This is a genomic window from Paenibacillus sp. FSL F4-0097 (assembly GCF_038593125.1).
Classification (GTDB): Bacteria; Bacillota; Bacilli; order Paenibacillales; family Paenibacillaceae; genus Paenibacillus_AQ; species Paenibacillus_AQ odorifer.
The window spans coordinates 1,863,932-1,889,952 of the sequence record NZ_CP151965.1 but is presented as its reverse complement, the minus strand read 5'-3'; the positions used below and the strand labels follow the sequence as shown (position 1 = coordinate 1,889,952).

Genomic DNA, 26,021 nt, shown 5'->3' with positions numbered 1-26,021 from the left:
TCAGAACTCAAAATCCAGCTTCAATTCTGGAAATTTGAGCATTTGATTCATGGTTGTTTCAACCACCTTATCGAGATGTAATGTCATTTGGTTCGTTAGTTTCTCCATACGTTCCATGAGGGCATTTGTCAGTTTATTCAACCATTCCTCTACATGGTCCATCAGCTTATCCCCTACCGGACTGCAAATCAGCAGGATGGATAAGACAGCTTGCGTGATTTCATTAAGCTCTTCTGCTATTCCCGCTGCCTCTAGCATGGATGCTTCAGATAGTTGTTCAAATTTCGCACGGATGTCATCGAATAAGAAGGATTCCGGAATATTATTCATTTCGGTTCTCCACTCGCTGAACTTCGCATCCAACATTCGTTCATATTTGTGGGCAATTTCAATCAGTGCACCTCGCACTTTTCCTACATCCAACTGATCTATTAAGGTAAATATCACGTAACCCAAATGATCCGATGCAGATTCTGTTAGTCCGACGGTATCCCCAAATCCACTCATAACAGCATCAAAAACAGGCGTATGCTCTTCCGTTAGGATATTAATCTTGGATAGCAAAGCATAGGCATTCCCTTTTTCACCTATAATCACGCTCCCCTCAGAGTCAAAGGTATAGCGCTGCCAAAGCGAATCAGGAATTAGAAATTCCGTTTCTTCTATACCCGATTTAGCAAATACAATCTCTTCGTTGTGTTTGCCTAACGCGGATACAAGACTGTTATAAGCCACAATATTTTTAACCTGAAGCTTTCCCCTTTGCTCCGCAGTCAGAATGTTTGCTATACCTGGTGCGTCGAATACCACACCACCAATCCCCTCATTAACCGCTGCTGCATAAAGAGCTAAGGCACCGCCCATGGAATAACCAGTAACCTGGCAATCCTTCTCCCCTTTGTTTTTTAATAAAAATCTTGATGCTTCCTCCGGCATGCTGCTCTGACCGCTTAACAGAGACTGCAGATCCGCAAGCCAATCTTTTCCTTTATATGTAAAGATAATTAATCTATCATCATGCTCATCTCTATAGGCATAGGCTGCTGCACCAGCAAAAGCCAGACTATCCGTCAGTTCGAGACCGTCTGCTGCTTCTACAACTGATGCCAGTGTTATGTATTGTTGTTCGGTCAGCTTCACTTACAGATCCCCCCAAATAAATTCACTTCATACTTACTTAAAATCATACTAACAAGGCAGATAGCTCAAAATCTGCCTTGTTATGTATGCCAGCATTATTTTCCACGCAGTTTACTTGCCATTTCTTGCTCGGCTTGTTGCTTGATGTTAGCAATTTGCGTTAGGTTCTTACTGATGTTCTCTACACAGAGAACCATTTCCTTAAAACTAGGCATAAGTCCATCGAATTGTTGTATAAAAGCAGTTTGTGATTCTCCTTGCCACCAACCGCTAACAGCATGAATTTCAGATTGCAATTGTTTGATAAGAGTATCTGCATTGTTTGCTTTGGTTTTAATAGACTTAGCTACACCTAGTGCCTGATCCGGATTAAATGTAAGATTGTTTCCCGCCACATTATTCACCTCCTTTCAAAGCATTTCTATCTCAACACCCCTGTCATTACTTCTGGCTTTGCTTTTGCTTTTCTAATTGCTTTTGTTTCAGTGCCTCTTGCGCCGCTTTCTCTGCTAGTCTTCGCTTTTCTTCTCTTTCCTGTTCAGCACGGATCACTTCTGAAGCCACTCTTTGGACCCCACTTTCGAGCCTATCCAGCATTGTAAGCAGGGTCTTCATTTCGCTATCCAGCTCGTTGTATTCACTTTGAAATGCTTTAGAAGCCGTACCGGTCCAATAGCTGGCCGATTGTGTATAATCACTTTGCAGTTTTTTTGAAGTACTGTTCACTTCATTGATTAGACTATGGATTTGTGAAGCGTTTCCCCTGATTTCTGATGGACTAACTGACACTAGCTGCACCTCCATCCTAAACTCCTACTCCCGCATTAACTCGATTCTCCTTACTCCATACGGCACATCTTAATCCGGTATATTTATTCTTTACAATGAGATAGCCATCACCTTGCTCCCCATCTTTCTCCTGGATTCCGTAAGGTAAGGACACATTGTAAAGATTTTGTTCTTTCATTCTACCTAGCAGGATCCCGGTCTGTTCTTCTCGGATAGTCTTGCCCAAGGAATCCCAATTAGAGGTAAGATCATTTGTGTTATCTGTCGCTAGAACAGCTACCTTCATGCCGCGTTCTTGCTTCACAATTCGTTCAATCAGCTCATGCAGCATATACTTGTCTCCGCTCGTAAATTCACTTAGACGATCAATAACGAAGATTATCTGCTTCCACTGTTTCATCAGAGCGCCAACGTCACCACCGGACATTCTGCATGAGAGAAGCTCACTGCGTCTAGTTTCCAATTGTTCTTTGATCCCATCAATGAAATTGTCCAAATCATCCACGTTCGATAAATCCGTTACGTAAGACTGTTGTATCAGTTCATAAATGCCCATAGCAGATGAATCCAGCGCATATACCTCTAGATCCTCCTTTTCGCTCAGCAGCTTCATCCACGATACAAGTAAAGTGCTCTTTCCTGACATAGCCTCTCCAGCTATCATCAGCACTGGTGTTGCAACAAGGTCTATAAACACAGGCTGTAAATCATTGTTGCCCAAGCCTATTGCCAGTTGCTCTGTATTATTATTGAGCTGCCGCAGATCAATCGTAGAAGGCATCACCGGAATTGGTGCGGCTCCAGTTAGATTCAAAGCCTCCATTCTCTTCAAGATGAGCTCGGTAGCGGTATGTTGATATTCAGGAAGCGAAGTCTGAAATTCCAAAGGCGGCTTGCCTCTTACCAATCCTCTGCCTGCAACCTTAGCGGGTTCCAAGCCTTCCGTTCGTCCTACAATACCATCATATTCACTCTTCTCAGTCATCTGGAAGCTGATCGCCATTTTGAAGTTAACCGAAAATTTATATCTGACCAAAGCACTATTGGTTGCTGTAGCGACCATATAAATACCGTATTTAAAACCTTCACGAGCCAGCAGCACCATTTGAGCGTCAAAATCTTCGTAGGTCTCCGATAAAGCAAAGTAGTTGTCGACTATGACTATAAATGCGGGCAGTTTTCGTCCACTTCTACGGTAATCATTGAACCCTTCACTTCCATTATTTTGAAACAGCGTTCTTCGATCCTCCATAACCCTGAACATAAAGCGCATAAATTGGTCAATTTTATCTTCTTGCTCCAGTGTCATTACCCCACCGACATGAGGGAGTTTCTCCATAGCTTTGAGTGAGCTTCCGCCAAAATCCATAATATAGATATTGACGTCATCCGGCGGATACATTAGAGCCAGCGATAAACATAACGTTTTGAGGAACACGGTTTTACCTGTACCCGGCGTTCCATAGACAAACAGATTCCCCTCAGATGCAAAATCTATCTCCAGCGCTTCCTGTCTCTGTCCTCTTGGATCATCCATGATCCCCACTGGCACACTGAGCAGTTTCTGCTGCTGCGGCCATCTACCATCTGCTAAGCTATTCGGCAGCAATAAATCGAGGTAGACTACTTCAGGCAGTGGCGGTAGCCAAGGCCCTTTCATTGGAGAAATCCCATATTGCTTGGCGGTTTCTGTAATGTATTCAACCATGGCATGCAGTTGGGAAGCAGACTCATTTGGGGAGAATTTCTCTTCCTCAAGCGGAAAGATCTGCTCGCTTCTACCATTCAGAGCTACCTTATAGATTCGTTTGGTCTTGTTCTCCTGTTTCTGCAGTTCGCCTTTCGGATCATAATCAGCACCAGAATACGCAGATTGGAACAACTCAAAGATCTCATCATTTCCGACCTGTATATACGCCCTTCCCGGTTCCTTAATCATGGCCGCATCAGGACGTTTAATAACATCCCGACTGTCAGCCTCATCCTGCACTTTAAGACATATTTTAAATTTCGAGTTACTCCATATCTGGTCATCCACTACGCCGGCAGGCTTCTGGGTGGCAAGGATCAAATGGACGCCAAGGCTTCGACCTACCCGGGCCGTACTTACAAGCTCTTTCATGAAATCCGGTTGATCCTGCTTAAGCTCCGCGAACTCATCCGCAATCATAATCAGATGGGGAATGGCTGGCATGTCACCTTTTACATTTTTGCTATAAAATAATTTCTGGTATTTATCAATATTGTTCACGCCATATTCCGAGAAGACACGTTGCCGCCGCATGAGCTCACTTTTGATAGATAGCAGTGCTCTCGTCGTTTGATTCCCATCCAAATTCGTAATGGTACCGACCAGATGAGGCATTCCCTTGAATACATCTGCCATGCCGCCCCCTTTATAATCAATAAGAACAAAAGCAATATCATGCGGATGGTAATGAATGGCTTGGGATACGATGATACTTTGTAATAATTCACTTTTGCCAGAACCTGTTGTCCCGGCTACAAGACCATGGGGCCCGAACCCCGTCTCATGCATGTCTAAATATAAAGCTTCTCCACCAGCCCTCACCCCTATAGGTACACTCATGCCCATATAGGTTTTGTTGCGGGTCCAGTTCAACATTACATTTACTTCAGATACCTTTTCGTTCTGTAGCATTTCCATCAGTGTGATGGAGGATGGAAGTGAGAAATTAGCACTTGAATTTTTGATTCGTAGCGGTGCGAGCTTTCTGGCGACTAGATCTAAATCTTTTATATCTGCCTGATCCGGAGTAAATACGATCTTCTCCCCGGTTAATCGATTGGCCATTTCACCGTTTTTTCCGTTTAAATGAATAACCGTTTTACAGTTCATGGGCAAATAAGCGGAATTCTTGGCGATAAAAAGGGTTGATACTCCAAGCTTTACACTGCCGTTGTACAAATATTTACTGATTAGCTCATTCTCAAGTAAGGAAGCGTCCTCTACAATAAAGAGATAATGGGGCAATACACCACCGCTCAAAGACCTCATCTCCCGCTCCTTCAAAGAGCCATAAATCTCGGACAAGGTCTGATGGGCAATGGCTTTACCACATAAAAGAAATCTGATATTAAAACCGTCATCCCATAGGTGGGGTACAAATTTCAGCCAATCCCATTTCTCCAATTCATCCTCTGCGGCAAGAACAATAACCCTGACATCGTCATAACCATGATGAGTCACAAGCTGTAGCAGCATCAGTTTTATTAGCACAGCTGTTTTATCGCTTTCACCGGCAATCCCGCATATTTCGGTAGTCAACAGATTAACCGTTATAGGAACGTTCGGGACCTTCTCAAATTCCATGGCCAATCTCTGCGGCTCCATCAGCAGCGGGTCTGTTTCAAGGATGATCGCCTGTTTGGTGTATTTGATGTGCAGTTCCAGGGGTACACTTCCCACCCCGATCCGCAGAGCCAGAAAATCATTATGTGAAGGCGTTTTTTCCCATAGCTTGTTATCCCTGCGCGAGATTCGTTGCACACATTCCGCAGGATCCGGGCTCATTTCATTCATGGCTTTCACCTGTTGTTCGCGAGCTATCGACAAATCGCTGCGGACATCGGTTATAAATTGAAGATATTTTTCTTCCCGTTCCTTCTTCTTTAGCTTATATTTCCGAATCTGAGAAGTTGCTCCTGTCAATGAGCCAATCAGTGTCATTACTGTGGTCGCAACTGAGATCAGTAAATAGATGGACTGTGAAGTCATTGCGATTAATACGGTAATAATCAACATTACGATAGGTGGAAGCAATATTCCGAACCAAGAGATCTCTGGTTTCTCGTTAATCATAGGTGGATTAGGAACATCAATTTCTCCCCGGGGCATATCCGGTAGAAAACGGGGCTGACGACTGAATTCATAGCTCATTAGATCTACCTTCCTATAAAGGTTATTGTCTCCGCCTCTCCACCAAATAGAGAGATTCGATGCCATTCACGACCACTGCAAAAATAAAGATCATTGTCCAGAACATGTAAATAGTCCGCGCTTTCCCCAGATATTCGAATACTCCCTCCATGCAATGGATCTACGCGATATATACTGTTGTCATTTAATCGGTTAGCACAATAAATATATTTGTCATCCGTGCTTATACTAAGGGCAACTATATTGTCTACCATAGTTACCGTATGACGCTCCACATCAAGTAGCGTCAAGCGATGTCCATTCTCGGCATCTGAAAAACACAGCTTATTTCCTATCCGAATCAGTAAACTTGTAACCAATTCACTAATCTTTTCACTTGCCTCACCGGATTCTGTGCTCCTCTTAATCCCATTTGGTGTAGCATAGTAGATTTGTCCTTCGTACAAGAGAAAACTCTCCACATGCTCATCAATCAGCCTCATATCACGTTTACCACTAGTAGAACAGCGATATAATCGATGGTCCTCCTCGTGAATATAGTAGATCCAATCTTCATGTCGCTGAAGCTGATAACAAGGTTTGTCTAACAATACTTCTGAATGTTGCTTTACAATATCAAGCTTACAGAGCACATTTCCCTTTAACTGATCACTGTAATAAAGGAAATTGCCAGCCTCATTCATGAACCAGAACAAACCCTCATAATGAATAGGCACAGCTTGATCATTCGCTCTGTCCAAAGAATAGGTTCCTGAATAGTTTTTAATATCCGTAATAAAAAGAGATTCATCAGCCTTTAGGATTAATCCGCCACTTTGCAGGTTGCCATTCATTTCATTGCCCCTTCTCAGATAAGTGTGAGCAGTGCGCCTTGGGCTACACCTTCTTGATCCAAGGTTTTACTATTACTTAATATTCTGCCTAATGGCTCAGCCTGAAGCTTAGCCCCGCTTCTCTCCTTTAAGCTCAAGGACTCCGTTAACATGTCTAACAGTTCTTCTATAGTCACAAACACCGGGACTTTTAGGTCCATTCTTAGACCTGTATCCGTTTGAAAAGTAACCATGATATAGTCCATTCTGATTATTCCTTTCATCAATTCTTAACGGAGAGAATATATTTCCTCTCGCTAATTAACTGATAATCTACTTCTTTGTCTGCTTCTTCAGCGAGCTTTAAGTATCTGGTTTTAAATTTGTATGTTGCCTGTGCTTTCACATTAACTTCTGATACCCATTGGCTGGTTTGGGTGTTCTCTATGTTAGAAAAATCTAAATTTACCGTAAAATCATTGTATCTATCATCATTGGAGGTAAATGTAAGCACGTTGCCATTATCGGTCTGTTCCGATACATTTAGAGCACTTTCGAACGCATCTGAAAAGTATTCTTTGAACCTCTCCTCGTTAATCACCGCATCCAGTCCACGTAGCAGTTCATACTCTAAACTCCGATCCTTGGCTGCCCGGCAAGCATTAGAGATCGCAGTGCTCAGCACTACCTTCTCTCTAAATACAATGCCCATCTCCACCAAAGGCTCCACAACAATTGACACTAGAATAATCAACAATACTCCTACTGCAATATTTTTCACACAAAGTCATCCTATCAATCTATATAGTAGTCCAGATCCTTATAATGTTTCAGGCCTGTCGTTGACATGGAGAAGTGGACCGGAATTTCACGCTCCAGCTTCTTTCCCCATAAAGTGATAGAGAAAGGATATACAGCTTTAATCTCAACCGTAAGCGGTTCGCCTCTTTGCCGATAAGGTTTATTCCATTCGTTCCCTTCATCGTAATATGAGGTTTCATCATCATTTCCAATCGCATTATCATGATCTGCATTAGTGACCGTAATGACAATATCATCGGCTTTATCTCGGTAAATAGGGCGCTCCTGTAATCTCTCCATAACATCCTCATAATACGATTCCTTCAAGTAGTTATCACCAGCTACAATCTGCGAAACACTATACGTCTCTGTGACCAGCGTTAAATACCATGGGAAAAAGAAAGCCAAATTTACAAACAGCAAAATCGTAACCGAGGTCAGAATGGTAAGTAATACTGCCTTTGCTATCCCTTGCATTGTGTTTTCACCCCAAATTAGCTAACCATCTTTCCAATCAAATCATCGAATAAGAATTCCCAAACATCATCAACCCATCCTGTCAGTACTCCACCCTTTAGATAGGTCACTACCACTCCAATTAAAATAATAACGCCAACCGTGATGGCAATTTGCTTGATCCCTACTTCTCCTTTTTCCTCCACTAGCAATTCCTTAAGATCTGTCTTCATTCGTTTATCCCCCTATAAATAAATTTGGCTTATTGAAACATCTTCATTGAACTCAGAATGGTAAACAAATAGTACATAACGATATAAATAGCCAACACTATAATAAGTAGAAACTGGATCCTTGCGCTGCTGCGCTGCCTACTCTCCAGCTCTTCTTCCAAAGCCCTGATTCTGAAGCCATCTAATTCATTCTTGAGATATGCCATCTGAGACACATTATCGTATCCTTTAAGCCTCGTCTCCATAATGTCGCAGAACTTGATCACGTAATGCATCGGAATCCGTTTCTTCAGCTGCTTAAAAGCGAATTCTTCTCCGTAATCAATATTGTCCAGCATCACACCGAGCTCCTCGGCTATATCAGGATTTGCACTAGGAATGTAATCCTTAAGCACATCTGAGAAATGAATGTTAACCGACTTTATATACTGGTAATAGACCATACTATAAAAGGCTGGGAAATCCAGGGATATATTTTTGTTCTTCTTATCGATAATCTTCTCCAACTCGACCACCGGATAGAGCCAGCCCAGCATGATGAAGATGGCAGAGATACAGCCAAGCAGGATGTTCACCTTCCATAGCAACAACATAATCACAATAGCACTTAGCGTGTACATGAATTGCTCGGTCCGTATTTCCTCTGGAGTCTTTTGTAGATCAAGTCGGTCAATGATTTTCTTGAATCTTAATCTTTCAGCACTTCCCAATAACCCTTTAACATATTTCATTGCAATTCTTCGTTTATATTGGTTGAACTTCTCTTTTAGCGCCGCATTTTTACGCTGCTTGATATATTGACGTGCACGTTTTTTCTGTTTTCTGCTCACAGGCTTGAAGAAGGGGTATAACAATATCTTGATCAAATAAAGGATGAAGAGCATGGCTATCAGCTTAACTAGGAATATCATTTGCGCTCACCACCCATGCCGACGTTCCCTTGGAGTACCTGACTGCGTGCAAAGCTTAAACAAATGACACTAATCAATATCGTGTTGATCAATTTCCCAACATTGCTTTCAAGCATAAATTCTCTAAAATCCTTTACAGTTAATGCGTACAAGAAAAAAAGCACAATAATTCCGGTTTTAAACATAAAATCTCGATTCATCTTTCTAAAAATCCGTTCCTTTTTAGAGTTAATCTCGCGCAGCACGGCATTTTCATCTACAATATCGAGGAAAATGTCTGCCATACCTTTTCTTTCGTTATATTCGAAGACCACTGCTTTTTTTGTGAAATTATCAAATTTGGGACCAAGCTGTCTATTTAATAGCGTAATAGCTTGCTTAAAGGAATAGCCGTTGTTGTCGCAATTATCTATAAATTGCTGAAAATATGGCCTAAGATTAGGACTGATATATTCATCGCTCTCCATCACCTTTTTAATGGCTACTAGTACACCTTCACGGGCTAACGGACAAATCACATCTTCGGCATCCATTATATTTTCAAGCCGTTCTGCTTGGATGGCTCTAGACTGCATCACGAAAAAAGTAAACAATCCTACAAAAATTGAAATCGTAATCACAAGCGAAAGCGTAACGCTTTTCATAAGCAGAACCACTAGCAGAGCTATAATCGCAAAGCAAATGCACAGCATCGAGGTAAAGCTCTCCAGCGTAAACGGCATATTAAAGTCTAAAATCAAACCCTCTACCATTCGATTGTATTTCGCATAAATATTTTCCTTCTGCCTGACGATTCGCTCCTTCTTGATCCGGTCAACATAACGCTTCGTGTTATACTTGCCTAGGTACTCTGCGAGGGTATCCATAACGTCGAGAACATATCTTACAGAACCCTGAAAAAACTTGACCTCAAAGATGGCGTTAAATAGTACAAATGCAGCCATACCAAGAAGTAGACTAATGATTAAAGTTGTATTCATCGAATTCGTACACCTCTGTTTCGCCCTCCAACGGATCCTTGGTAAAGAACTCAAACCTGCTTTTCTTAATTCCGGCCTTGAGCATTAGCTGCTGTACATTCTCCGAGATCTTTCCTACACGTAAATGTCTGCCAACAATTTTGATCATCTTCTTGCCTTCAATCATCTCTTCAATAACATCATCACAATCAAATCTATAGATTTGATTAATCAGTGGATTCAAGCCATCTGAGCCCAAAATCTCTGAAATTGAAGTCACTTTACGAGTACCATCTGCCAGTTTCTCTTGAAAGATTACAAATTTCACAGCACTGCAGATATTTCGTAGAGCAAGTTCCGCTGGCTCATTAGAGGCCATTAGATAGGCCGTTAGAAATCTAAAGATCGCTTCCTTATCCCCCTCTGCATGAAGGGTGGAAAAGAAATAGTGTCCCGTCTGTGCTGCTCGAAGCGCTGTGGCGAATTCACCGGGTGTTCGAAGCTCCCCTGGTCCAATCCAGTGAGGTGACTGTCTCATCGCATTAATAAGCAAATTTTCCATAGTCGCTGGGCTTGAGTCATCATCATCAGGGACCGACTCGTATTGCAACACATCATTCAGCACTCTACCGTGTTCGCTGTTATCTTCTCTTTGAATCAATCTCATCTCCGAAGGATTTTCAATGGTAATAATCCTTGATAGAGGATTGATCTCCTTCACAAGAATTTCATTTAGCGTTGTCTTTCCGCTTCCTGTCGGTCCCACTGTAATCCAAGATAAGTCTGATTTCGGGATCAAAGACAATAATTTATACATATTTGAGGAGAAGGATTTATTCTCAATGAGCATTTTTGGAACAATACTCTTCTTGCTGAACTTTCGGATCACAAACGCCGGTTGATCATACGGTGAGATCTCAGCATGAGTGGCATTCACACGATATCCCTCAATCGTTCTGGCATTTACCATGGGTATCTTTGGAATCAGCCGAACCTTGGAGATACCTATAAGCTTGGCGATAATCCGTTCCATATGATCACGATCTGTAAAATTTTGATCCCACTGCAGGCTTCTTCCGCCGCTTTCCACAAAGATTTGATCAGGCCCGTTGGCTCTGATTTCATCTATACTAGGGTCCTCCATAGCCTTGGTAATGGGACCATAGTGAGTGATTTCATTGGTGAGTGCGTTTTTCAACTCTGCTAGATCATAAAATCCCTCGACAGAAGGTTTCTGCGCGTCTACAAATTCATTTATGTATGCCTTAGTCATTTCGCGTTTTCGAGCAGGGTCGTTTTCTCGCCTATAGGCATGTGTCGTTATTTTCGTAATATATTTTTGGCATAACTCCAAAGCCTCATCAAAGCTTATGGTCGTATATTTACTAGCCAGATCCTCCATGTTCTCCTTCGGCCCTACCTGATGCAGTACTTTTTGCTGCATATCGCTAATTTTCGCACGTGTCAGCAAGTCGCTCTCCCCTTTACTGATCCGCCAACCGATCGGCCAGCTTTTGGATCTCTTTTTTAAAATATTTATTAATTAGGGGGTTATCTTTTATGTACAGCCTGCCCTCATGTGCACGAACTACGGCATCCTTCACAAGTGGCAGTACAGAAACTATGTTAAAACCCATGTCCTTCATAACCTTATAATCAAATTCAATATGCTGAATATTCATCATCACCACACTGGTGAACTTAGCCGTACTTATCCCCACCGATTTAGCATAATCCAGCAGCTTCACCATATTTATGGTAGCTTCCATCCTCTCTGTTGCCGTAAAGAATCCTATGTGACAATACTTCATGGCACCCAGACAAAATTCCAATGGTGGGTTGTTGGGAATGTCGATCAGCACGATATCAAACATCTGCTTAAGTGTAGTAATTACACGCTCTAAATTTCCAAACTCAAAATCAAAATACTCCTCCATTAGATCCTGTGGACTAGCTGATAACAGGAACAGCTTCTCGTATTTGGTCCGCTGCAATTCATCTCGGAAATCTACCTTGTCGCTTTTTAACACCTTAATTAATCCTTGCCCCTTCTTATGTGCAGGGACATCTAGAAATTGATATAAGTTCGGATAAAACACCTTAAGGTCAACCACACAAGTATTTAGACCCTTTTGAGATAACAAATATCCTAAGTTGCTTATGAGCATGGCATTATCTACGCCATCACAAGCAGGTATAAAACCTACTACACTATAAATCAGATTATTCTCTTGAAGTTCGGCACCGACGAGATCCTTAGATGATATTTTCTGAAAAATGCTGTCGATTCCTAATCCTCTTTTCCGATCCACGATTCCACCTCTTTCTCCAAAGTGGGCAGTTGGTCAATGATGACATCACTACTTTTTCTGCTCAGTATGGTAATCAGAAATGAATTTCCATTAAGTCCTTTGTATTTGGCATAATTGTTAATTTGTGCACTCGTCCCCTCGAGGAGTAATGCTTTAGGTTGAATGTTCTTTAAGAAATCTTTACTCTTCATAACATTTTGTTTCTTATCCTCATCCAGTTTCTGCACCTCTTTATATACTTCGTAGATGGAATGACTACTTGCGTTGAGCATATCCTTCACAACAATGCTTTCAAACAATACTTCAGTTTTTTTGATCGTATTCGTGGACTCGGAATAAATAGCGTTTGGATTGCCACCCGGGGCATCCTTCTCCTCTACCTCATAGGACACACGGATACGAACACGGTCTCCTGGCATTAGAATATCTCCACCAACCTCCAGAAAATTATAAGGAAGCGTCAAGACCTCATTTTCCTCATTCACTTGATACAGCCATTCATTTTTTTGCGGTTTTTCATCCAGCAACTGATCTTTGTAGAGCACGCTGTTTTCTCGAAGATAATATGCGGACAGTTTATCCTTCACCGAATCTATATCTTCAGACAACACCATGTCCTCCGTGTATTCTTTTTTGATAATATTGTATTTCTCAATCATAGGCTCCGTAATGACTACGTAAGCCGGAATACCATCACTCTGCTTGACCCGCAACACCTCTACCACATCGCTGGCATCTTTGCTGGCTTTCGTAATGAACATATAAGAAACCACGATGATCAATAGACTAAAGAGCAATGCTGCAACCCGCTTGAACATTTGCTTATTGGGTGTCGCGTTTTTAAGCCCACTTAAATCCATTAGCTACTCCCCTCCAGTAATCTAAGAAGTATATTTCCATATGCCCGCTCATGGTCTTTGTTTGAATATACAAGCGGCACATCGGTTTCAATCTGAGTATCAAAGTCCGTGTCATAAGAGATATGACCTGCCACTTTCATTCCGTATGTAAAGCTTTCTAAAAGACCGGATGTAGCAACTGCACTTACCTTGTCTGGTACGAAAATTTCACCTTGAAATCTGGAACGGTCATTATATTTGGTGACAATTACTTTTGATTTAGCATTCAAATAGGCCGTATTTTCCTTATTCAGTGTCTCTTCCACATTCCTCAGAGTGCTTAAAACAGCATATAGATTATTGGGAATACAGAGGCCAAAGCTGTCGATATGGATTAATGCTTCTCGAAATCTGTCTAATAAGTTCAGTGGTAGATCCAATAGGATCAAATTAAATTTGTTTCGGAGTAAGGACAACAGACCGACAAGTTTAGAGCTGGTGTAAAATTGCTGGATTAACTTGGGATCGGAAAAGCTGTAACCCAGTCCAGCCAGCCATAGGTTTTCTTTCAAATGAAAAGCCGTAGTCAAATAATCCTGAGGTCTTGCTAACGTTCGGATGAGAGATGCATTTATATCTTCATCCCGCTTGGTTCGTTCATGAAAGCTGCTAAAATACATATTCGTACTTCGATATTCGATATCCATATCCACGATTAATACATTCAGCCCCCGTTTACTCGCTTCACTTGCAACATTGATAGTTGTGCTGGTAATTCCGCATCCACTATGCCCGGTTATCGCTACAATACGACTAATCCCTCGGCTAATCTTATCAAGCTCCCTAGTAAGGGTATCCGTAGCCTGTAATTCAGTTGGGGCTTTCGGTTTCGGTTTAAAGCGATCCAGAAACGACCCTTTTCTGTCTGTACTCTTTTGGTGATTACTCTTATCGTCGTGAGGTCTGGAATGTTGTTTCAATTGAGGTTTGGTATCGGATAAATGCTCAAGAGCTTCCTGAAATAGTACTGGTGTAATGCGTATGTATTCGTAATTCTTAATTTGGAGATTCGGATATCTATAGCTGAGATTCTCCCATTCTGTATCTTTCCTTATGTACCTGGTGAGGATTAAAATCTTTACATTTGACTTTTGATTAGCTACGAGCCAATTGATTAGGTTATTTAAATCACTCCTGTTCTGTTCCATCCTCAGAGATAATGCATCATCTGTTATTAATATGCTATCTATAGAAGGATTGATGTTTTGCAAAAACTCCAAAACACCTCCAAGGACTAATTCAGACTCGTTCACTACGTCCATGGTCCGCCTGCAATAATTACCTACTATCTTCTGAAACTTGTGCGTGACCAAAAGTATCTTCATCTCATCATCACCTACTATGGAAAATAATCCCTATGTATTTCCTTTGAAATTTCATTAAACCAATATCCATGATTAGAAACCTTAATTTGTAATTCAGTCAAAAAAAGACATATATTGATAAATTTCCACATGAATTCGACAACAAAAAAAGCAGGTCAAGGATAGTAACCTTGACCTGCCATTATGTTTATTCACATTTTCATCAGAAGAGAACCTCTCTCCTTAACCCAGATCACCTAACTCAATCTGTACAATTCCCCGTTCGTCCTGCACCTCAGCGATCAAATGCATCAGGCTGCCGAATTCCAGTTCTTGAAATTTACGCGCGGCTGTTTCACGCTGTAATTGCCATAAAGCTTCTGCCAGCTCACAGACCACAGGCACATCACAACGGATTTCAGCCAGCTCCCTTGATAGATGCAGCATATCTAGGTCGGCTTCAATTTTGGACCGTACACCTTTAGGGAGCAAGTGAAGATTCTCAATTACACCTTCAACTGTACCGTACTCTGTTAACAGCTTCAGCGCGGTTTTCTCACCAATCCCTTTTACACCAGGGTAATTATCACTTGTATCGCCCATAAAGCCCTTCAGGTCAATAACCTGTCTAGGGGTTAGACCTTTATCCTCAAGCAATTCTGCAAGGTCATAAACTTTATAGTTGGAGCGTCCTTTTTTCATAATGACGACTTTAACATTCTCATCAATAAGCTGCAGCATATCATGGTCACCCGTCAGAATGTAAACCTCAGAATTATCGCTGTAACAGGATGCCAGCGTACCTATGCAATCATCTGCTTCATAGCCGGCAAGACCAATGTTTGGCACACCCAGCTCAGCCACCACTTCTTTTACTAGTTCAAACTGCGGAATTAATTCCAGCGGAGCTTCGATCCGGTTGGATTTGTATCCATCATATTTCTCGGTGCGGAACGTTCCTTTGCCCATATCCCAGCAGCATACGACGTGAGAAGGCTCAAACGTACTTACTGCATCAAAAAAATACTGCAAAAATCCATATACCGCATTCGTTGGCAATCCATCTTTTGTCTTGCGAATATATCCTCCATAAGAGGTCGCATAAAAGGCCCGGAACAGCAGAGCCATTCCATCTACAAGCATTACCCGGCCCATTGTTTCTGTTCTCACTTATAAACCTCTCCCTTGATCGTTGTATTGATATTAAACATTAGTCCAAGTATCGGCATATTGGTCTTCTTTGAATCCCACCGTAACTTTAACTCCATCGGTGACAATCGGACGTTTGATCAGCATCCCGTGGCTTGAGAGCAGCGCTAACTTCTCCTGTTCCGTAAGCTGGGGCAGCTTGTCCTTCAGACCTAATGATTTGTATACTTCACCGCTTGTATTAAAAAACTTCTTCAGCTCAAGGCCGCTGTTCGCGAGCAGCTCACGCAGCTCGTCCACCGTAGGTGGCTGCTCTGCGATGTGCTGAAGCTCCAGCTCATGACCTTGTCCCTGCAACCATTTCACTGCGCTGCGGCAGGTGCTGCATTTGGGATATTGATATACTTTTAATTTGCTCATGCTGTGCTCCTTTAATAATCGGCTAATAATACCGTAACTACAAGGAATGTTTGGACTTCCGGCCGCTGTTGTCTACAGATTTCATCAATTTTACCGTTAAACACGGTTGAAATCCGCAGACAAAGGCGGTCGCTATCGCTCCTACAGTTCCAAACTTCCCCTTCGCCACTCTATCGCCTGAATCATAATTTTATCACAAATTCGCTGTCAGACCTTGCTCCAATATTTTCTCCAAGACTGCCATGTCAGGTGGCAACGGGGCTTCGAATATCATTTCTTGCAGAAGCACCGGGTGCTTGAACGTCAGACGCACTGCGTGCAGTGCCTGACGCGGTATGGAAGCATCGAGTGCTGCAACGGACTCCAACTGCTCGCTTTGCGTTGAAGTAAATTCTGGTAGATTGTACAGCTCATGACGATACATGCTGTCTCCAATCAGTGGACAGCCGATAGAGGTCATATGGACCCGAATCTGATGCGTACGTCCACTCTCCAGCTTTAGTTCAACTCTGGAGCCGGCCGAATACACCTGCTTAACCTCATAGCGGGTTAGGGAAGGATATCCTTCCGGTGTCACGATACGCCGATGTGGCTCCTCAGGATCACGGTCGATAGGGCCGTCGATATCACCGGATAGCTCCGCAGGAACCCCATGAACAAATGCAGCGTAACGCTTATCCACAGTACCGGCGATCATCTGCTCGGAAATATGCTGATGGCTGTATGGATTTTTGGCGATCACTAACACACCGGAGGTTTCCTGATCCAGGCGGTGAACAGGCCGGAAACGGAAGCGTTCATTCTTCTGCGCCCAATAATAAACCACGCCATTGGCAAGCGTGTCGGTGTAATGTCCATGTGTTGGATGAACTATAATTCCCGCTGCCTTGTTAACCACTAGCAGATGTTCATCTTCAAATAGAATCTCGAATGGAATCGGCTGCGGTAAAATATCATCCGAAGTCTCCGTTTCCATGCGGATCTGCACGGTATCTCCTGCCTTAACATGCACACTAATGTATACACGTTCACCGTTTAATGTAATGCCTTGTTCCGTCTGCTTCAGCCGGGAGAGTAGCTTGCGTGAGACATCCATCCGTTTGTGCAGGATTGTCTTCAGCAGGAAGTCATCCTCTTCTGGCGGTATGATATAAGTAATGGGTGAATAATAGCTTGTCATATTAGTCTCGAAACACCTTTTTACTACGGATGTATTCTACATCAGTAATCCCTGACCGTGTATTAGCCGTTCTAGCCAACGCGAAAAAATAATCCGACAATCGATTGAGATAAATCACCGCTTCTGGGTTTATGTCCGCATTTCGCCCTAAGGTAACTGCCCGGCGTTCCGCACGACGGCAAACCGTGCGGCATACATGTAGAACCGAAGCCAGCTGACTACCTCCTGGCAGGATAAATTTCTCTAGTGGTGGATTCTCCTCTTGTAGAGAATCTATCCAGCCTTCCAGCCGCTGAGCCATCTCACTTGTCACCATATATTGACCACCGTCAGCAAGTTTAACAAATGCTAAATCCGTGCCGCAATCAAACAGCTCATGCTGTATTTCGAGCAATTGCTCGCGGACATCGTCGAAATTATCACTTTCCATCAGGCTTCGTGCTTGCCCTACAAAACAATTCAGCTCATCGATCGTTCCGTAGGCCTCGACGCGGACATCATCCTTGCCGACCCGGCCGCCAATCACTGAAGTCTGACCTGCATCACCCGTACGTGTATAAATCGCCATGGTTTAAGCCTCCTATCCATTCTTGAAATCACATACTGATAGTTTAAGCTTTCTGCTATAAGGAAGGCAATAAAGATAGCAAATTAAGAGTATACACAATAACACCGTCATTAGTAAGAGTGAACAATCGAGTAGGAGGGGGCGGCTAGCCCCCGACCTCTCACACCACCGTACGTACCGTTCGATATACGGCGGTTCATGAAATATTCCGTAAGGAGTTGTATCTGTCCAATACACTCTTTAATCCATTGGCTTCCCAATATTGGTTATTCAATACATGTTGTAGAATTGGACTCCCTGCAATTCGCCAATACCCTTTTCGGGTATTTCCCCACTCATAGGCTTTATCCTTAGGTACCCCTAAGGATATAAGTCTTTTGACTTTGGTTCTAGGGGTCTTCCACTGCTTCCAGAGGCACATTCGTAGCCTTCTTCGTATCCATTTATCCATATCTCGAAAGGTACTTGGGGTATCCGCCAGCGAGAAATAACCGCACCATCCCATGAGGTAGTGGTTTAGTTCCTTGATTCGCTCTTCCATCTTCATCGATCTCTTTCGAGAGGATATCTCCTGTATTCGAACCTTGACTCTCTGTAAGGATTGCTTCGCAATTCTCACCTTTGGTTCTTTGTCCACACTAAAACTAAATCCTAGAAACTTTCGTTTCCAGGGACGGTCTACCGCGCTCTTTACTTGGTTCACCTTCAGCTTTAGCCTCGTCTCGATGAATCGGGTGACAGTTGTCTTGACTCTCTCTCCTGCTCTTAGCGTTTTCACGTAAATATTGCAATCATCCGCATAACGAACGAAGCGGTGCCCACGTTTCTCGAGTTCTTTGTCGAGCTCATCCAAGACAATGTTAGATAATAACGGACTCAGTGGACCGCCTTGCGGGGCACCTTCCGTTGTCGGGGTTACTAACCCGTTCTCCATCACACCTGACTGAAGATATTTGCGGATAAGCAGGAGAACTTTCTTGTCCTCCACTTTCTCCGAAATCTTCATCATCAGTCGGTCATGGTTGACGCGATCAAAGAATTTCTCCAAGTCTAGGTCGACTACGAATCGATAGCCTTCTTTCATAAAGGTTCGAGCTTTCCTCACCGCATCATGCCCTCGTCTTTTCGGACGGAATCCATAGCTATGGTCGGAAAACTCTGGATCAAACAATGGAGTTAACACCTGCGCGATTGCTTGTTGGATCATTCGATCTGTCACGGTAGGTATTCCTAGTAACCTAACACCTCCGCCACCGGGTTTCGGGATTTCGACTCGGCGCACGGGGCTCGGTTCATAGGTTCCTTCTTCTATGGCATGCCGCAAGGTCTGCCAGTTTTGTACGATGTGTTCTCGTAAGGATTTTACGGACATCCCATCTACGCCATGACTTCCTTTATTCGCTTCAACACGCTTTAAGGCTTGCAGAAGATTTTCCCGTGATAGCAGTTGCTCCAACATTTTTTTTAACCTCTCTTTACGTGATTTATACCTTCCATTTGTGCCAAAGATGAACTCCGCCCTGCTGAAGTCCCCCACGGGATTCACCGTTTCCTTCTTCAGTCAGGTCCTTTCGGATTTTTTTCTGCATTCATCGCTCATCTTGAACGCCTGGATGTATAAATCCTATTCCATGTTCAGCCCTTCCGCAGCTGTTGCAACAGCTTGCGTACTATGGCGTCTGCTGACTTCTGTGCACTCAGCCTACTCTCACAAGTAGGGTTACGAAGTATACTCGCCTATCACACAGATCTCCCCAGGTAAGAACGCTATCTTCCCCTCCATCTATCTGCTTCATTTACTCTCGTACGCCTTTGGCAGTATGGACTTTGGTTTGTTGTGCAACCTCATCCAGCCTACGTTAGCCTTGTATGAAGTTCGTATTCCTCAGACCGGAGATTTGCCGCTGGCTTCCTTCAGATTCCACCTCGCGGTGGACACCCTTGCCTTAAGCTAATGGCTACTACTGCCTTCGCCATTCGGGACTTCAACCCTATAGATAGCGCCCATGCTGGGCGCACACAAAAAGAGGACCCTAGGGTCCTCTCAAGAGCATTCAGCAGCACTATTTTCCAGCCGGACGCCCCTTCATGTACTCATTTATTTTGAGGTCCAATAAACTGCTAATTTCAATCACATTATCCGAAGTGAATGATTTTTCCTGCAGGAAAAGCTGCTCCATCTTGCTGCGGAGTATTCTAATTTCATCTTCCAGAGAGAGTATGCGAGCAGAAGCATCACCCTTGGGGGGTATTTTCCCATTTCCAGAGAAACATTTCCCACCATAGGAAGGTAAGTAATAATCGGCGCTAAGCACAATCATCCCTCCCAAAAGTATTATTGAGCGCGTGCTGCAAAATAGCATAAAAGTTAAATAAAGCAACTTCAAAGCAACGCTTAGTTCCAGAGTAAATGGATCCTTGTAAGTTCTATTATAGGGGCTAATTACTCTCAAAGTAAAATAATACCATAGGATTGTATGATCGGCTATAGTTCAATTTTCACTAATCCGTTCTCTCACGTGTAAGCTTTGTGACAAAAGCACCAATTCGTTCTACTGCTTCGTTCAGTTGAGATACTGATGTGGCGTAGGAACAGCGCAAGTAACCTTCTCCACCTAATCCAAAGACACTTCCAGGCACAGCCGCAACCTTGTATTCAAGCAAAAGCCGCTGAGCAAATTGATCAGAAGTCAGCCCTGTCTTGCGCACGCTTGGGAAAGCGTAGAAGGCGCCCTGCGGCTCATGGCACTCCAGCCCCGCATCGCGTAGGCCTTTGACGATCAACCTCCGCCGTTGATTATAGGAATCTACCATCCGGTCCTTCTCTTCCATACCATTGGTCAGCGCTTCAAGTGCAGCCACCTGTCCCATAGAAGGAGCACACATGACAGTGTACTGGTGAATCTTAAGCATTGCAGCGATAAGATCCGGGTGACCACAAGCATAACCCATCCGCCATCCGGTCATTGCAAAAGCTTTGGAGAAGCCGCTAACCAGAATCGTACGGTCTATCATGCCTGGTAAAGAGGCAAAGCTGACGTGATTAATGCCATAAGACAACTCTGCATAAATCTCATCTGAAATCACTATAAGATCATGTTTCTCTACTACCTTAGCAATCGGCTCCCAATCTTCTCGGGTCATTACACTTCCCGTAGGGTTACTTGGGTAACACAAAATCAGAACCTTGGAGCGCGGAGTGATTTTGGCTTCCAGGCTTTCCGCAGTAAGTTTAAAGTTATTCTCACCAACCGTTTCAATACCTACAGGTATCCCTCCACCAATCGCGGTAATCGGCGAGTAAGAGATATAACAAGGCTCCGGAATCAGAATTTCATCCCCCGGTGAAATCAGCGCACGTAGCGCCAAGTCGATGGCCTCACTTCCGCCAACGGTTGCAATAATTTGATTGGCAGGATCATATTCCACAGCAAAACGGCTGTGTAAGTAATTTGCGATCCCTTCCCGCAGTTCAGGCATCCCTGCATTGGATGTATACCCTGTAAACCCTCTTTCCAGCGAATAGACACAAGCCTCTCTGACATGCCAGGGGGTCTTAAAGTCAGGCTCTCCGACTCCCAGAGAGATGATATCCTTGCTACCTGCAGCCAGATCAAAAAACTTGCGGATACCCGAAGGTTGAATTTGCTGTACCAACGGGGCCAAATAAGAATCCATTGATTTGCTGTCTTCTCCAGTTAGCTGCGATTTATTCGTGATCATATGATTACTTCCTTTATGGAGAGATCATCAGACGGTTGTCTTCTTCATGCTCTTCGAAGATGATCCCGTCCTGTTTGTATTTTTTAAGGGTAAAATTCGTTTTGGTTGAAAGTACTGAATCGATTGGAGACAGCTTCTCAGATACGAAATTGGCCACTTCACGTAAATTCCGGCCTTCCACTTCCACCAGAAGATCATAAGCACCAGACATCAGATAAACTGATTTGACCTGTGGATACAGGTAGATTCGCTCGGCAATTCCTTCAAAACCACGCCCTCGTTCAGGCGTAATCTGCACCTCAATCAGTGCGGTTACCTTCTCATCGTCCACTTTATCCCAGTTTACAACGGCAGCATATTTTACAATGACATGATCTTTCTCCAACTGCTCAATCGCAGTCTTCACATCTTCTTCCTCCGCGCCAAGCAGCGTTGCCAAGAGTGCAGTAGATCTTCTCGCGTCTTCCTTAAGCAGTTCCAGCACTTTCCTCTTAAGCTCGTTCATTTCCTTCATGCCTTCCCTCCGGATAGTTCGCCAATGACGGTACGCTATAAATGCGTCGCCCCGCGAAAAGAGTTTAATACTAATATGACATGAAATGTGCATCTCTGCAAACAAAATAACCCTATAGGAGCTCCCATGAAAGGCTGAGTTTATATAGAGCATACTCACAAATATAGAAAAAACGCCCGTTCTACCGGATTTAACCAGTAAAAACGGGCGTTAGCTCCACACACTTGAAGCGATTTGCTTCATTCGCCAACCATCATGGTTACATTAAATGAGAAGGCTGATGTTGTCCGTTAGCCGGAATATGAGCATTCTGAGCGGATGCGCCAAATTGCCCTGTTTTTTGTTGAACGAATTGCCCTGTTTGCTGTTGCATTTGCTGTGCGGTTTGAAGCTGCTTGTCCACATCTTGGCGCAATGCTTTTGCAGGTGCAGGATACATATTCAATTGAGACATATGCGTGTATAAATCACCTTGGAGTTGCAGTGTGTCCATGGTCATAGTATTAAAAACCCTACGAACCGCTGGACATGCTGATTCTGTAGCAGCTGTAGCATATTCGCGTACGGTCCGCTTCAAATCACACAAAATGGTGTTTAGTAAATCCTCATCCGGCATAAATGCTCCAGTATTTTGCGCGTTCATTAAATAACCTCCTTAGAATTAATATTGCAATTATTGTGGGCTTGTTGGCGCGTATTGTTGATGTTGTTGGATTAACTGAGTGAGCTCAGTCATGTGCTTGGTGTGATTTTGCATATGCTGCATACAAATTTGACGAACCTGTTGATTCTGTGTTGTCGCAGCCGTTGCTGCACATTGCTTAAGAAGCAAGTCCTCATTGGAGATGGAGTCAGCGATATATTCCAATTCTTTACCACTTAGCGCTTGCATTTGCGTTGATTGCATTTGTTGTAGTCCCTCCTTGTAGTTGATTCAAACAGGCATTAGTATGCCGCTTAAGCGCGCTATTTATTTGCCGAAAAGCACTAGAGAGTTATGACAGAAATAAGAACACGCTGCGAATGAGTCGATAAATTGCCGCCAATACTAATCACGGCACGAATGAAGGAGCGAACAATTCATGAATTTAAATAGTGGAAACACACCTTGGTCTAGCACTTTACAGAACCCTCCGACTTACCCCACTCTAGAAGGTACTATTCATTGTGATTGTCTGGTTGTAGGCGCGGGAATGGGTGGAGCAATGGCTTCCTACCGTTTGTCCTTAAGTGGAGCGGATGCTGTTCTGATTGAAAAAAAACGGGTCGGTAGCGGCAGCTCGCATGCTAACACAGGGCTCCTGCAAATTTCCAACGATAAATCATTAACCTCATGTATGAACACTTTTGGGCAAAAGAACGGTTTGCTCTTTTATCAGTTATGCCAAGCTGGGGTTAGGAACATTCTGGACCTGCCGGACAAGCTCGATATCGATCCACAGATCATTCCACGCAGCAGTCTTTTATATGCCAGCACATCAGAGGATGTACCTGCATTGCGGGAAGAATATGAGAATCTCGCAGCTAACGGTTTCGATTCTGAATTCTGGGATGAGGAAAAGATTGCAGCTCTATACTCTTTTTCAAAACCAGCAGGACTTTATTCACGTGGGGATGCCGAAGCGAATCCTTATCGAACGGTGCACAGCTTAATCGCCAAGGCAGCGTCGAATGGTGTACGCGTCTTTGAACAGAGCGAAGCGAAACATTATGAGTTTACTAAGGATGGCGTGATTTGCCACACAGAAAATGGCCGGATTATTGCCAAGGATGTTATTTTTGCAATGGGTTATGAAACACAAGAGTTCAAAAAAGACCGGGGCGCTGAGCTGATCAACACGTATGCAGTGATGACCAAACCTTTAAAGGATCTTCCAAAATGGCATGAGCGTAGCCTGCTGTGGGAGACAGCCCGCCCTTATTTATATTTTCGGACAACTCCTGAAGGCAGGATTATTGCGGGAGGCAAGGATGAGCAGCTGACAGACCCTGAACGTCGTGAGGTCCGGGTAATCTCTCAAGGTCAAAAATTGCTTGAGGAGCTTGAGGCCTTATTTCCAGAAATCAAAGGCATTGAGCTGGAGTACTCCTGGGGTGCTGTGTTCGGTTCTACTCGTGATGGACTCCCATATATCGGCCCCCATCCAAAGTTCCCTCACTGTTATTTCATCGAGGGCTACGGAGGCAATGGGACTGTGTACAGTATGATCGCTGCGGAGTTGTTAACGGATACGATTGCCGGCAAACATCGGCCTGAGTTAGATTTATTCTCACTCACCCGGTCAGCCAAACCCTCTCCTTCTAAGAATTTGGACGTGATGAAACAAAGCTGATTAGCATAGAAAATAAAAAAGGGACCCTCCCACGTAGCCGCTCACGGCTTTTGGGACAATCCTGCTTTTAATTGCCTGCTTTAATCGTAAATCCATCATTCCATGAGCTTGCGGACTCAATTGACGTTATTTACATGTTTTTAGCCTTTAAAACAAGGTTTCGGACTCCAGTGATACTATCCTTGGAAAGAGGCCCATATTTAGGCGTTTTTCAGACCAATAGCTGCACTGGAGTCCGATAGCATTCCAAATATCGAATAATGTGGCGCTTAAGGTCGGCTGTGTCCGTTTGCGGGTTACTATGCGCATCCGTCAGTGATTACATATACGCACGCTTTCGACAACGGTCAAGTAAGGTCCAAAAAAAGGAGCACGCCCCAGCAGCTATAAGCTTATGGGACAGCCCCTTTTTTTATATGCTTAACCTTACGCCTGAGCGTTGCTCAAATTGCGTACGAGCTGAATACGATCTTCCTGTGCCAGACTGTGCTGAACATGGAAGCATGAAGGACACACGTAAACATTGAGTGAGAATGGAGCGGTTAATACCGATTTACCTAATGTTGCTGGAGCAGACGGCTCAAAGCTGCTCACAGGCTGCTTACCCGCAAGGATCGTAAGCTCATGGCATTGAGTACATTCCGGAGCCTCCTCCTGAATGGCTAGAATAGCTGAAACACTCTCTTCGTACTTGTTCAAATCATAATCATCGCCGAATTGATTAAGCGTATTATAGATTGGAACTACGCTGTCTTTATCAGGCTCTCCCCAAAGATCATCGTCATTAACAACCTCTTGTTTGGGTTCTTCTACGACTTCCTCTACTTCTTCTTCTTCGATGCCGTCAATCCCAACAGTGACCGTGCGGTATCCGCTAAGCTCATTGTTACAGTGAGGACAATTCTCCTCAGGTCCAAATTCCTCATCCCATACAATTTCAGTATGACACCAAGGGCATACAGTTGTTTCCATCTTTTTAATCTCCTTCATACTTTCACTTTTAAATTTAATTCATCATTAAATAAATAATACCGGCTGCTATAAAAGCAATCGCTGACAGAAACAGAACTCGGGTGAGAATCTTCATGATTTCCTCCTAAGATACCCCACAAAGAGTGGGACTGCTCATTTCAAAGCTTGTCCAGATCCATAATCCTTTGCAGGGTGTCCTGATAAGGACGGATTTAAAAAATAGCCGCACCAATTACATAAGACAACGATACCGAGATCAGCATGGCAATAAGTCCAACAGCACGGTTATCCGCAGCGATCTCCTCGTCAATAGAGAATACAGGGGTCAGAAATTCAAATAAAAAATAGGCAAGCAGCAGCAGCAAAAAACCGACGACGGACCACTTCATGGTCTCATAAATTGAAACACCAGCTTCAATGCTGAAACGCAGTACGTTGCAAATCCCGAAGATTTTACCGCCTGTGGCCATTGCCACTGCCAGGTTTCCCTTACGTATTTCTTCCCAGCAATTATATTTCGTTACCATTTCAAAAAAAGACAGAAATACAACTAGCCCAAGAATCGCCACTGCGAAGTAGCCAAGCAAGGCACCTAGCGGATGACCCAGCAAAAGATCAATATCTTCTTGCACGCTTTCCCCTTCT

29 protein-coding genes are annotated in these 26,021 nt (G+C 43.5%); 2 read left to right on the top strand and 27 right to left on the bottom strand.

The genetic code is table 11. The features are described 5' to 3' along the window. From MHH86_RS08215 to ltrA, 20 genes are all read right to left on the bottom strand, one after another. Positions 1-1,140, bottom strand: coding sequence for an Mbeg1-like protein (locus tag MHH86_RS08215; RefSeq protein WP_038569545.1), 1,140 nt, complete (start codon positions 1,138-1,140; stop codon positions 1-3). A 95-nt stretch (positions 1,141-1,235) separates the two neighbouring features. After that, positions 1,236-1,535, bottom strand: a complete 300-nt coding sequence (locus MHH86_RS08210; RefSeq protein ID WP_036684485.1) for a WXG100 family type VII secretion target — start codon at positions 1,533-1,535, stop codon at positions 1,236-1,238. Between the two features lie 46 nt (positions 1,536-1,581). After that, a complete protein-coding gene (locus MHH86_RS08205; RefSeq protein ID WP_162164277.1) occupies positions 1,582-1,929 on the bottom strand; it encodes a WXG100 family type VII secretion target in 348 nt (115 codons plus the stop codon). A 16-nt stretch (positions 1,930-1,945) separates the two neighbouring features. Next, positions 1,946-5,830, bottom strand: coding sequence for a type VII secretion protein EssC (gene essC / locus MHH86_RS08200; protein ID WP_076146941.1), 3,885 nt, complete (start codon positions 5,828-5,830; stop codon positions 1,946-1,948). A gap of 5 nt (positions 5,831-5,835) precedes the next feature. Further along, positions 5,836-6,663 carry a DUF5050 domain-containing protein gene (locus tag MHH86_RS08195; RefSeq protein ID WP_036684488.1) on the bottom strand — a complete coding sequence of 276 codons (828 nt, stop codon included), beginning with the start codon at positions 6,661-6,663 and terminating at the stop codon, positions 5,836-5,838. A gap of 14 nt (positions 6,664-6,677) precedes the next feature. Beyond that, the gene (locus tag MHH86_RS08190; protein ID WP_169744750.1) at positions 6,678-6,896 is read right to left on the bottom strand and encodes an EsaB/YukD family protein; all 219 of its coding nucleotides are present in this window, start codon (positions 6,894-6,896) and stop codon (positions 6,678-6,680) included. Between the two features lie 29 nt (positions 6,897-6,925). Further along, entirely contained in the window at positions 6,926-7,423 is a 498-nt protein-coding gene (locus tag MHH86_RS08185) for a hypothetical protein (protein ID WP_036684491.1), read from the bottom strand. 14 nt (positions 7,424-7,437) lie between these two features. Continuing rightward, positions 7,438-7,920, bottom strand: coding sequence for a hypothetical protein (locus tag MHH86_RS08180; protein ID WP_036684493.1), 483 nt, complete (start codon positions 7,918-7,920; stop codon positions 7,438-7,440). A gap of 17 nt (positions 7,921-7,937) precedes the next feature. Then, on the bottom strand, positions 7,938-8,132 hold the full coding sequence (locus MHH86_RS08175) for a hypothetical protein (protein ID WP_036684494.1): 195 nt from the start codon (positions 8,130-8,132) through the stop codon (positions 7,938-7,940). Between the two features lie 29 nt (positions 8,133-8,161). Continuing rightward, complete coding sequence (locus tag MHH86_RS08170) at positions 8,162-8,962, bottom strand: hypothetical protein (protein WP_218641693.1); 801 nt, start codon at positions 8,960-8,962, stop codon at positions 8,162-8,164. Positions 8,963-9,039: 77 nt separating this feature from the next. Continuing rightward, complete coding sequence (locus tag MHH86_RS08165; protein WP_036684498.1) at positions 9,040-10,023, bottom strand: hypothetical protein; 984 nt, start codon at positions 10,021-10,023, stop codon at positions 9,040-9,042. Then, the gene (locus tag MHH86_RS08160) at positions 10,001-11,473 is read right to left on the bottom strand and encodes an ATPase, T2SS/T4P/T4SS family (RefSeq protein WP_036684499.1); all 1,473 of its coding nucleotides are present in this window, start codon (positions 11,471-11,473) and stop codon (positions 10,001-10,003) included. The genes MHH86_RS08165 and MHH86_RS08160 overlap by 23 nt, the downstream gene beginning before the upstream one ends. A gap of 13 nt (positions 11,474-11,486) precedes the next feature. Further along, positions 11,487-12,314, bottom strand: coding sequence for a hypothetical protein (locus MHH86_RS08155; protein ID WP_036684503.1), 828 nt, complete (start codon positions 12,312-12,314; stop codon positions 11,487-11,489). Continuing rightward, positions 12,293-13,174: a hypothetical protein gene (locus MHH86_RS08150; protein ID WP_036684504.1), complete on the bottom strand. Its 882-nt coding sequence runs from the start codon at positions 13,172-13,174 to the stop codon at positions 12,293-12,295. Before MHH86_RS08150 ends, MHH86_RS08155 begins: the two co-directional genes overlap by 22 nt. Continuing rightward, on the bottom strand, positions 13,174-14,361 hold the full coding sequence (locus tag MHH86_RS08145) for an AAA family ATPase (RefSeq protein ID WP_179088449.1): 1,188 nt from the start codon (positions 14,359-14,361) through the stop codon (positions 13,174-13,176). The genes MHH86_RS08150 and MHH86_RS08145 overlap by 1 nt, the downstream gene beginning before the upstream one ends. Before the next feature lie 399 nt (positions 14,362-14,760). Then, positions 14,761-15,672, bottom strand: coding sequence for a 5'-3' exonuclease H3TH domain-containing protein (locus MHH86_RS08140; protein ID WP_076146972.1), 912 nt, complete (start codon positions 15,670-15,672; stop codon positions 14,761-14,763). A gap of 48 nt (positions 15,673-15,720) precedes the next feature. Next, entirely contained in the window at positions 15,721-16,086 is a 366-nt protein-coding gene (locus MHH86_RS08135; protein ID WP_076146949.1) for an arsenate reductase family protein, read from the bottom strand. 193 nt (positions 16,087-16,279) lie between these two features. Then, on the bottom strand, positions 16,280-17,266 hold the full coding sequence (locus tag MHH86_RS08130) for an RluA family pseudouridine synthase (RefSeq protein WP_038569539.1): 987 nt from the start codon (positions 17,264-17,266) through the stop codon (positions 16,280-16,282). 1 nt (position 17,267) lies between these two features. Continuing rightward, positions 17,268-17,834 (bottom strand): cob(I)yrinic acid a,c-diamide adenosyltransferase, encoded by a 567-nt coding sequence (locus tag MHH86_RS08125; protein WP_036684514.1) that lies wholly within the window; start codon positions 17,832-17,834, stop codon positions 17,268-17,270. A gap of 196 nt (positions 17,835-18,030) precedes the next feature. Next, on the bottom strand, positions 18,031-19,293 hold the full coding sequence (gene ltrA / locus MHH86_RS08120; RefSeq protein WP_076317345.1) for a group II intron reverse transcriptase/maturase: 1,263 nt from the start codon (positions 19,291-19,293) through the stop codon (positions 18,031-18,033). A gap of 361 nt (positions 19,294-19,654) precedes the next feature. Here ltrA and MHH86_RS08115 point away from each other — a divergent pair, with 361 nt between their 5' ends. Beyond that, entirely contained in the window at positions 19,655-19,789 is a 135-nt protein-coding gene (locus MHH86_RS08115) for a hypothetical protein (RefSeq protein ID WP_256720279.1), read from the top strand. A 108-nt stretch (positions 19,790-19,897) separates the two neighbouring features. Here MHH86_RS08115 and MHH86_RS08110 read toward each other — a convergent pair whose 3' ends face one another. The 5 genes from MHH86_RS08110 to MHH86_RS08090 all read right to left on the bottom strand — a co-directional run bounded on the left by MHH86_RS08110 (position 19,898) and on the right by MHH86_RS08090 (position 22,978). Then, positions 19,898-20,155, bottom strand: coding sequence for an aspartyl-phosphate phosphatase Spo0E family protein (locus MHH86_RS08110; RefSeq protein ID WP_036683524.1), 258 nt, complete (start codon positions 20,153-20,155; stop codon positions 19,898-19,900). A 181-nt stretch (positions 20,156-20,336) separates the two neighbouring features. Continuing rightward, positions 20,337-21,557, bottom strand: a complete 1,221-nt coding sequence (locus tag MHH86_RS08105) for an aminotransferase class I/II-fold pyridoxal phosphate-dependent enzyme (protein ID WP_036683526.1) — start codon at positions 21,555-21,557, stop codon at positions 20,337-20,339. A gap of 13 nt (positions 21,558-21,570) precedes the next feature. After that, positions 21,571-22,071 (bottom strand): Lrp/AsnC family transcriptional regulator, encoded by a 501-nt coding sequence (locus MHH86_RS08100; protein ID WP_036683529.1) that lies wholly within the window; start codon positions 22,069-22,071, stop codon positions 21,571-21,573. Positions 22,072-22,330: 259 nt separating this feature from the next. After that, a complete protein-coding gene (locus MHH86_RS08095) occupies positions 22,331-22,714 on the bottom strand; it encodes a spore coat protein (RefSeq protein ID WP_036683532.1) in 384 nt (127 codons plus the stop codon). A 30-nt stretch (positions 22,715-22,744) separates the two neighbouring features. Beyond that, positions 22,745-22,978: a spore coat protein gene (locus tag MHH86_RS08090; RefSeq protein ID WP_036683535.1), complete on the bottom strand. Its 234-nt coding sequence runs from the start codon at positions 22,976-22,978 to the stop codon at positions 22,745-22,747. A 175-nt stretch (positions 22,979-23,153) separates the two neighbouring features. On the opposite strand from MHH86_RS08090, the gene MHH86_RS08085 reads away from it, so the two are divergent. Next, positions 23,154-24,404, top strand: a complete 1,251-nt coding sequence (locus tag MHH86_RS08085) for an FAD-dependent oxidoreductase (RefSeq protein ID WP_036683538.1) — start codon at positions 23,154-23,156, stop codon at positions 24,402-24,404. Between the two features lie 426 nt (positions 24,405-24,830). Here the strand turns inward: MHH86_RS08085 and MHH86_RS08080 are convergent, their stop codons facing one another. Together MHH86_RS08080 and MHH86_RS08075 are read right to left on the bottom strand one after the other, a co-directional pair. Then, positions 24,831-25,376, bottom strand: a complete 546-nt coding sequence (locus tag MHH86_RS08080) for a hypothetical protein (protein ID WP_051491295.1) — start codon at positions 25,374-25,376, stop codon at positions 24,831-24,833. Between the two features lie 212 nt (positions 25,377-25,588). Then, the gene (locus MHH86_RS08075) at positions 25,589-26,008 is read right to left on the bottom strand and encodes a DUF350 domain-containing protein (RefSeq protein ID WP_036683543.1); all 420 of its coding nucleotides are present in this window, start codon (positions 26,006-26,008) and stop codon (positions 25,589-25,591) included. Between the last annotated feature and the right edge of the window lie 13 nt (positions 26,009-26,021).

Bases quoted from the DNA above. Each gene is read 5' to 3' on its own strand.
- essC (WP_076146941.1), bottom strand. From the start codon at position 5,830: ATGAGCTATGAATTCAGTCGTCAGCCCCGTTTTCTACCGGATATGCCC.
- MHH86_RS08195 (WP_036684488.1), bottom strand. From the start codon at position 6,663: ATGAATGGCAACCTGCAAAGTGGCGGATTAATCCTAAAGGCTGATGAA.
- MHH86_RS08190 (WP_169744750.1), bottom strand. From the start codon at position 6,896: ATGGTTACTTTTCAAACGGATACAGGTCTAAGAATGGACCTAAAAGTC.
- MHH86_RS08180 (WP_036684493.1), bottom strand. From the start codon at position 7,920: ATGCAAGGGATAGCAAAGGCAGTATTACTTACCATTCTGACCTCGGTT.
- MHH86_RS08175 (WP_036684494.1), bottom strand. From the start codon at position 8,132: ATGAAGACAGATCTTAAGGAATTGCTAGTGGAGGAAAAAGGAGAAGTA.
- MHH86_RS08165 (WP_036684498.1), bottom strand. From the start codon at position 10,023: ATGAATACAACTTTAATCATTAGTCTACTTCTTGGTATGGCTGCATTT.
- MHH86_RS08150 (WP_036684504.1), bottom strand. From the start codon at position 13,174: ATGGATTTAAGTGGGCTTAAAAACGCGACACCCAATAAGCAAATGTTC.
- MHH86_RS08145 (WP_179088449.1), bottom strand. From the start codon at position 14,361: ATGGAACAGAACAGGAGTGATTTAAATAACCTAATCAATTGGCTCGTA.
- MHH86_RS08140 (WP_076146972.1), bottom strand. From the start codon at position 15,672: ATGGGCCGGGTAATGCTTGTAGATGGAATGGCTCTGCTGTTCCGGGCC.
- MHH86_RS08135 (WP_076146949.1), bottom strand. From the start codon at position 16,086: ATGAGCAAATTAAAAGTATATCAATATCCCAAATGCAGCACCTGCCGC.
- MHH86_RS08130 (WP_038569539.1), bottom strand. From the start codon at position 17,266: ATGACAAGCTATTATTCACCCATTACTTATATCATACCGCCAGAAGAG.
- MHH86_RS08125 (WP_036684514.1), bottom strand. From the start codon at position 17,834: ATGGCGATTTATACACGTACGGGTGATGCAGGTCAGACTTCAGTGATT.
- ltrA (WP_076317345.1), bottom strand. From the start codon at position 19,293: ATGTTGGAGCAACTGCTATCACGGGAAAATCTTCTGCAAGCCTTAAAG.
- MHH86_RS08115 (WP_256720279.1), top strand. From the start codon at position 19,655: ATGGACTTTGGTTTGTTGTGCAACCTCATCCAGCCTACGTTAGCCTTG.
- MHH86_RS08110 (WP_036683524.1), bottom strand. From the start codon at position 20,155: ATGATTGTGCTTAGCGCCGATTATTACTTACCTTCCTATGGTGGGAAA.
- MHH86_RS08105 (WP_036683526.1), bottom strand. From the start codon at position 21,557: ATGATCACGAATAAATCGCAGCTAACTGGAGAAGACAGCAAATCAATG.
- MHH86_RS08100 (WP_036683529.1), bottom strand. From the start codon at position 22,071: ATGAAGGAAATGAACGAGCTTAAGAGGAAAGTGCTGGAACTGCTTAAG.
- MHH86_RS08095 (WP_036683532.1), bottom strand. From the start codon at position 22,714: ATGAACGCGCAAAATACTGGAGCATTTATGCCGGATGAGGATTTACTA.
- MHH86_RS08090 (WP_036683535.1), bottom strand. From the start codon at position 22,978: ATGCAATCAACGCAAATGCAAGCGCTAAGTGGTAAAGAATTGGAATAT.
- MHH86_RS08085 (WP_036683538.1), top strand. From the start codon at position 23,154: ATGAATTTAAATAGTGGAAACACACCTTGGTCTAGCACTTTACAGAAC.
- MHH86_RS08080 (WP_051491295.1), bottom strand. From the start codon at position 25,376: ATGGAAACAACTGTATGCCCTTGGTGTCATACTGAAATTGTATGGGAT.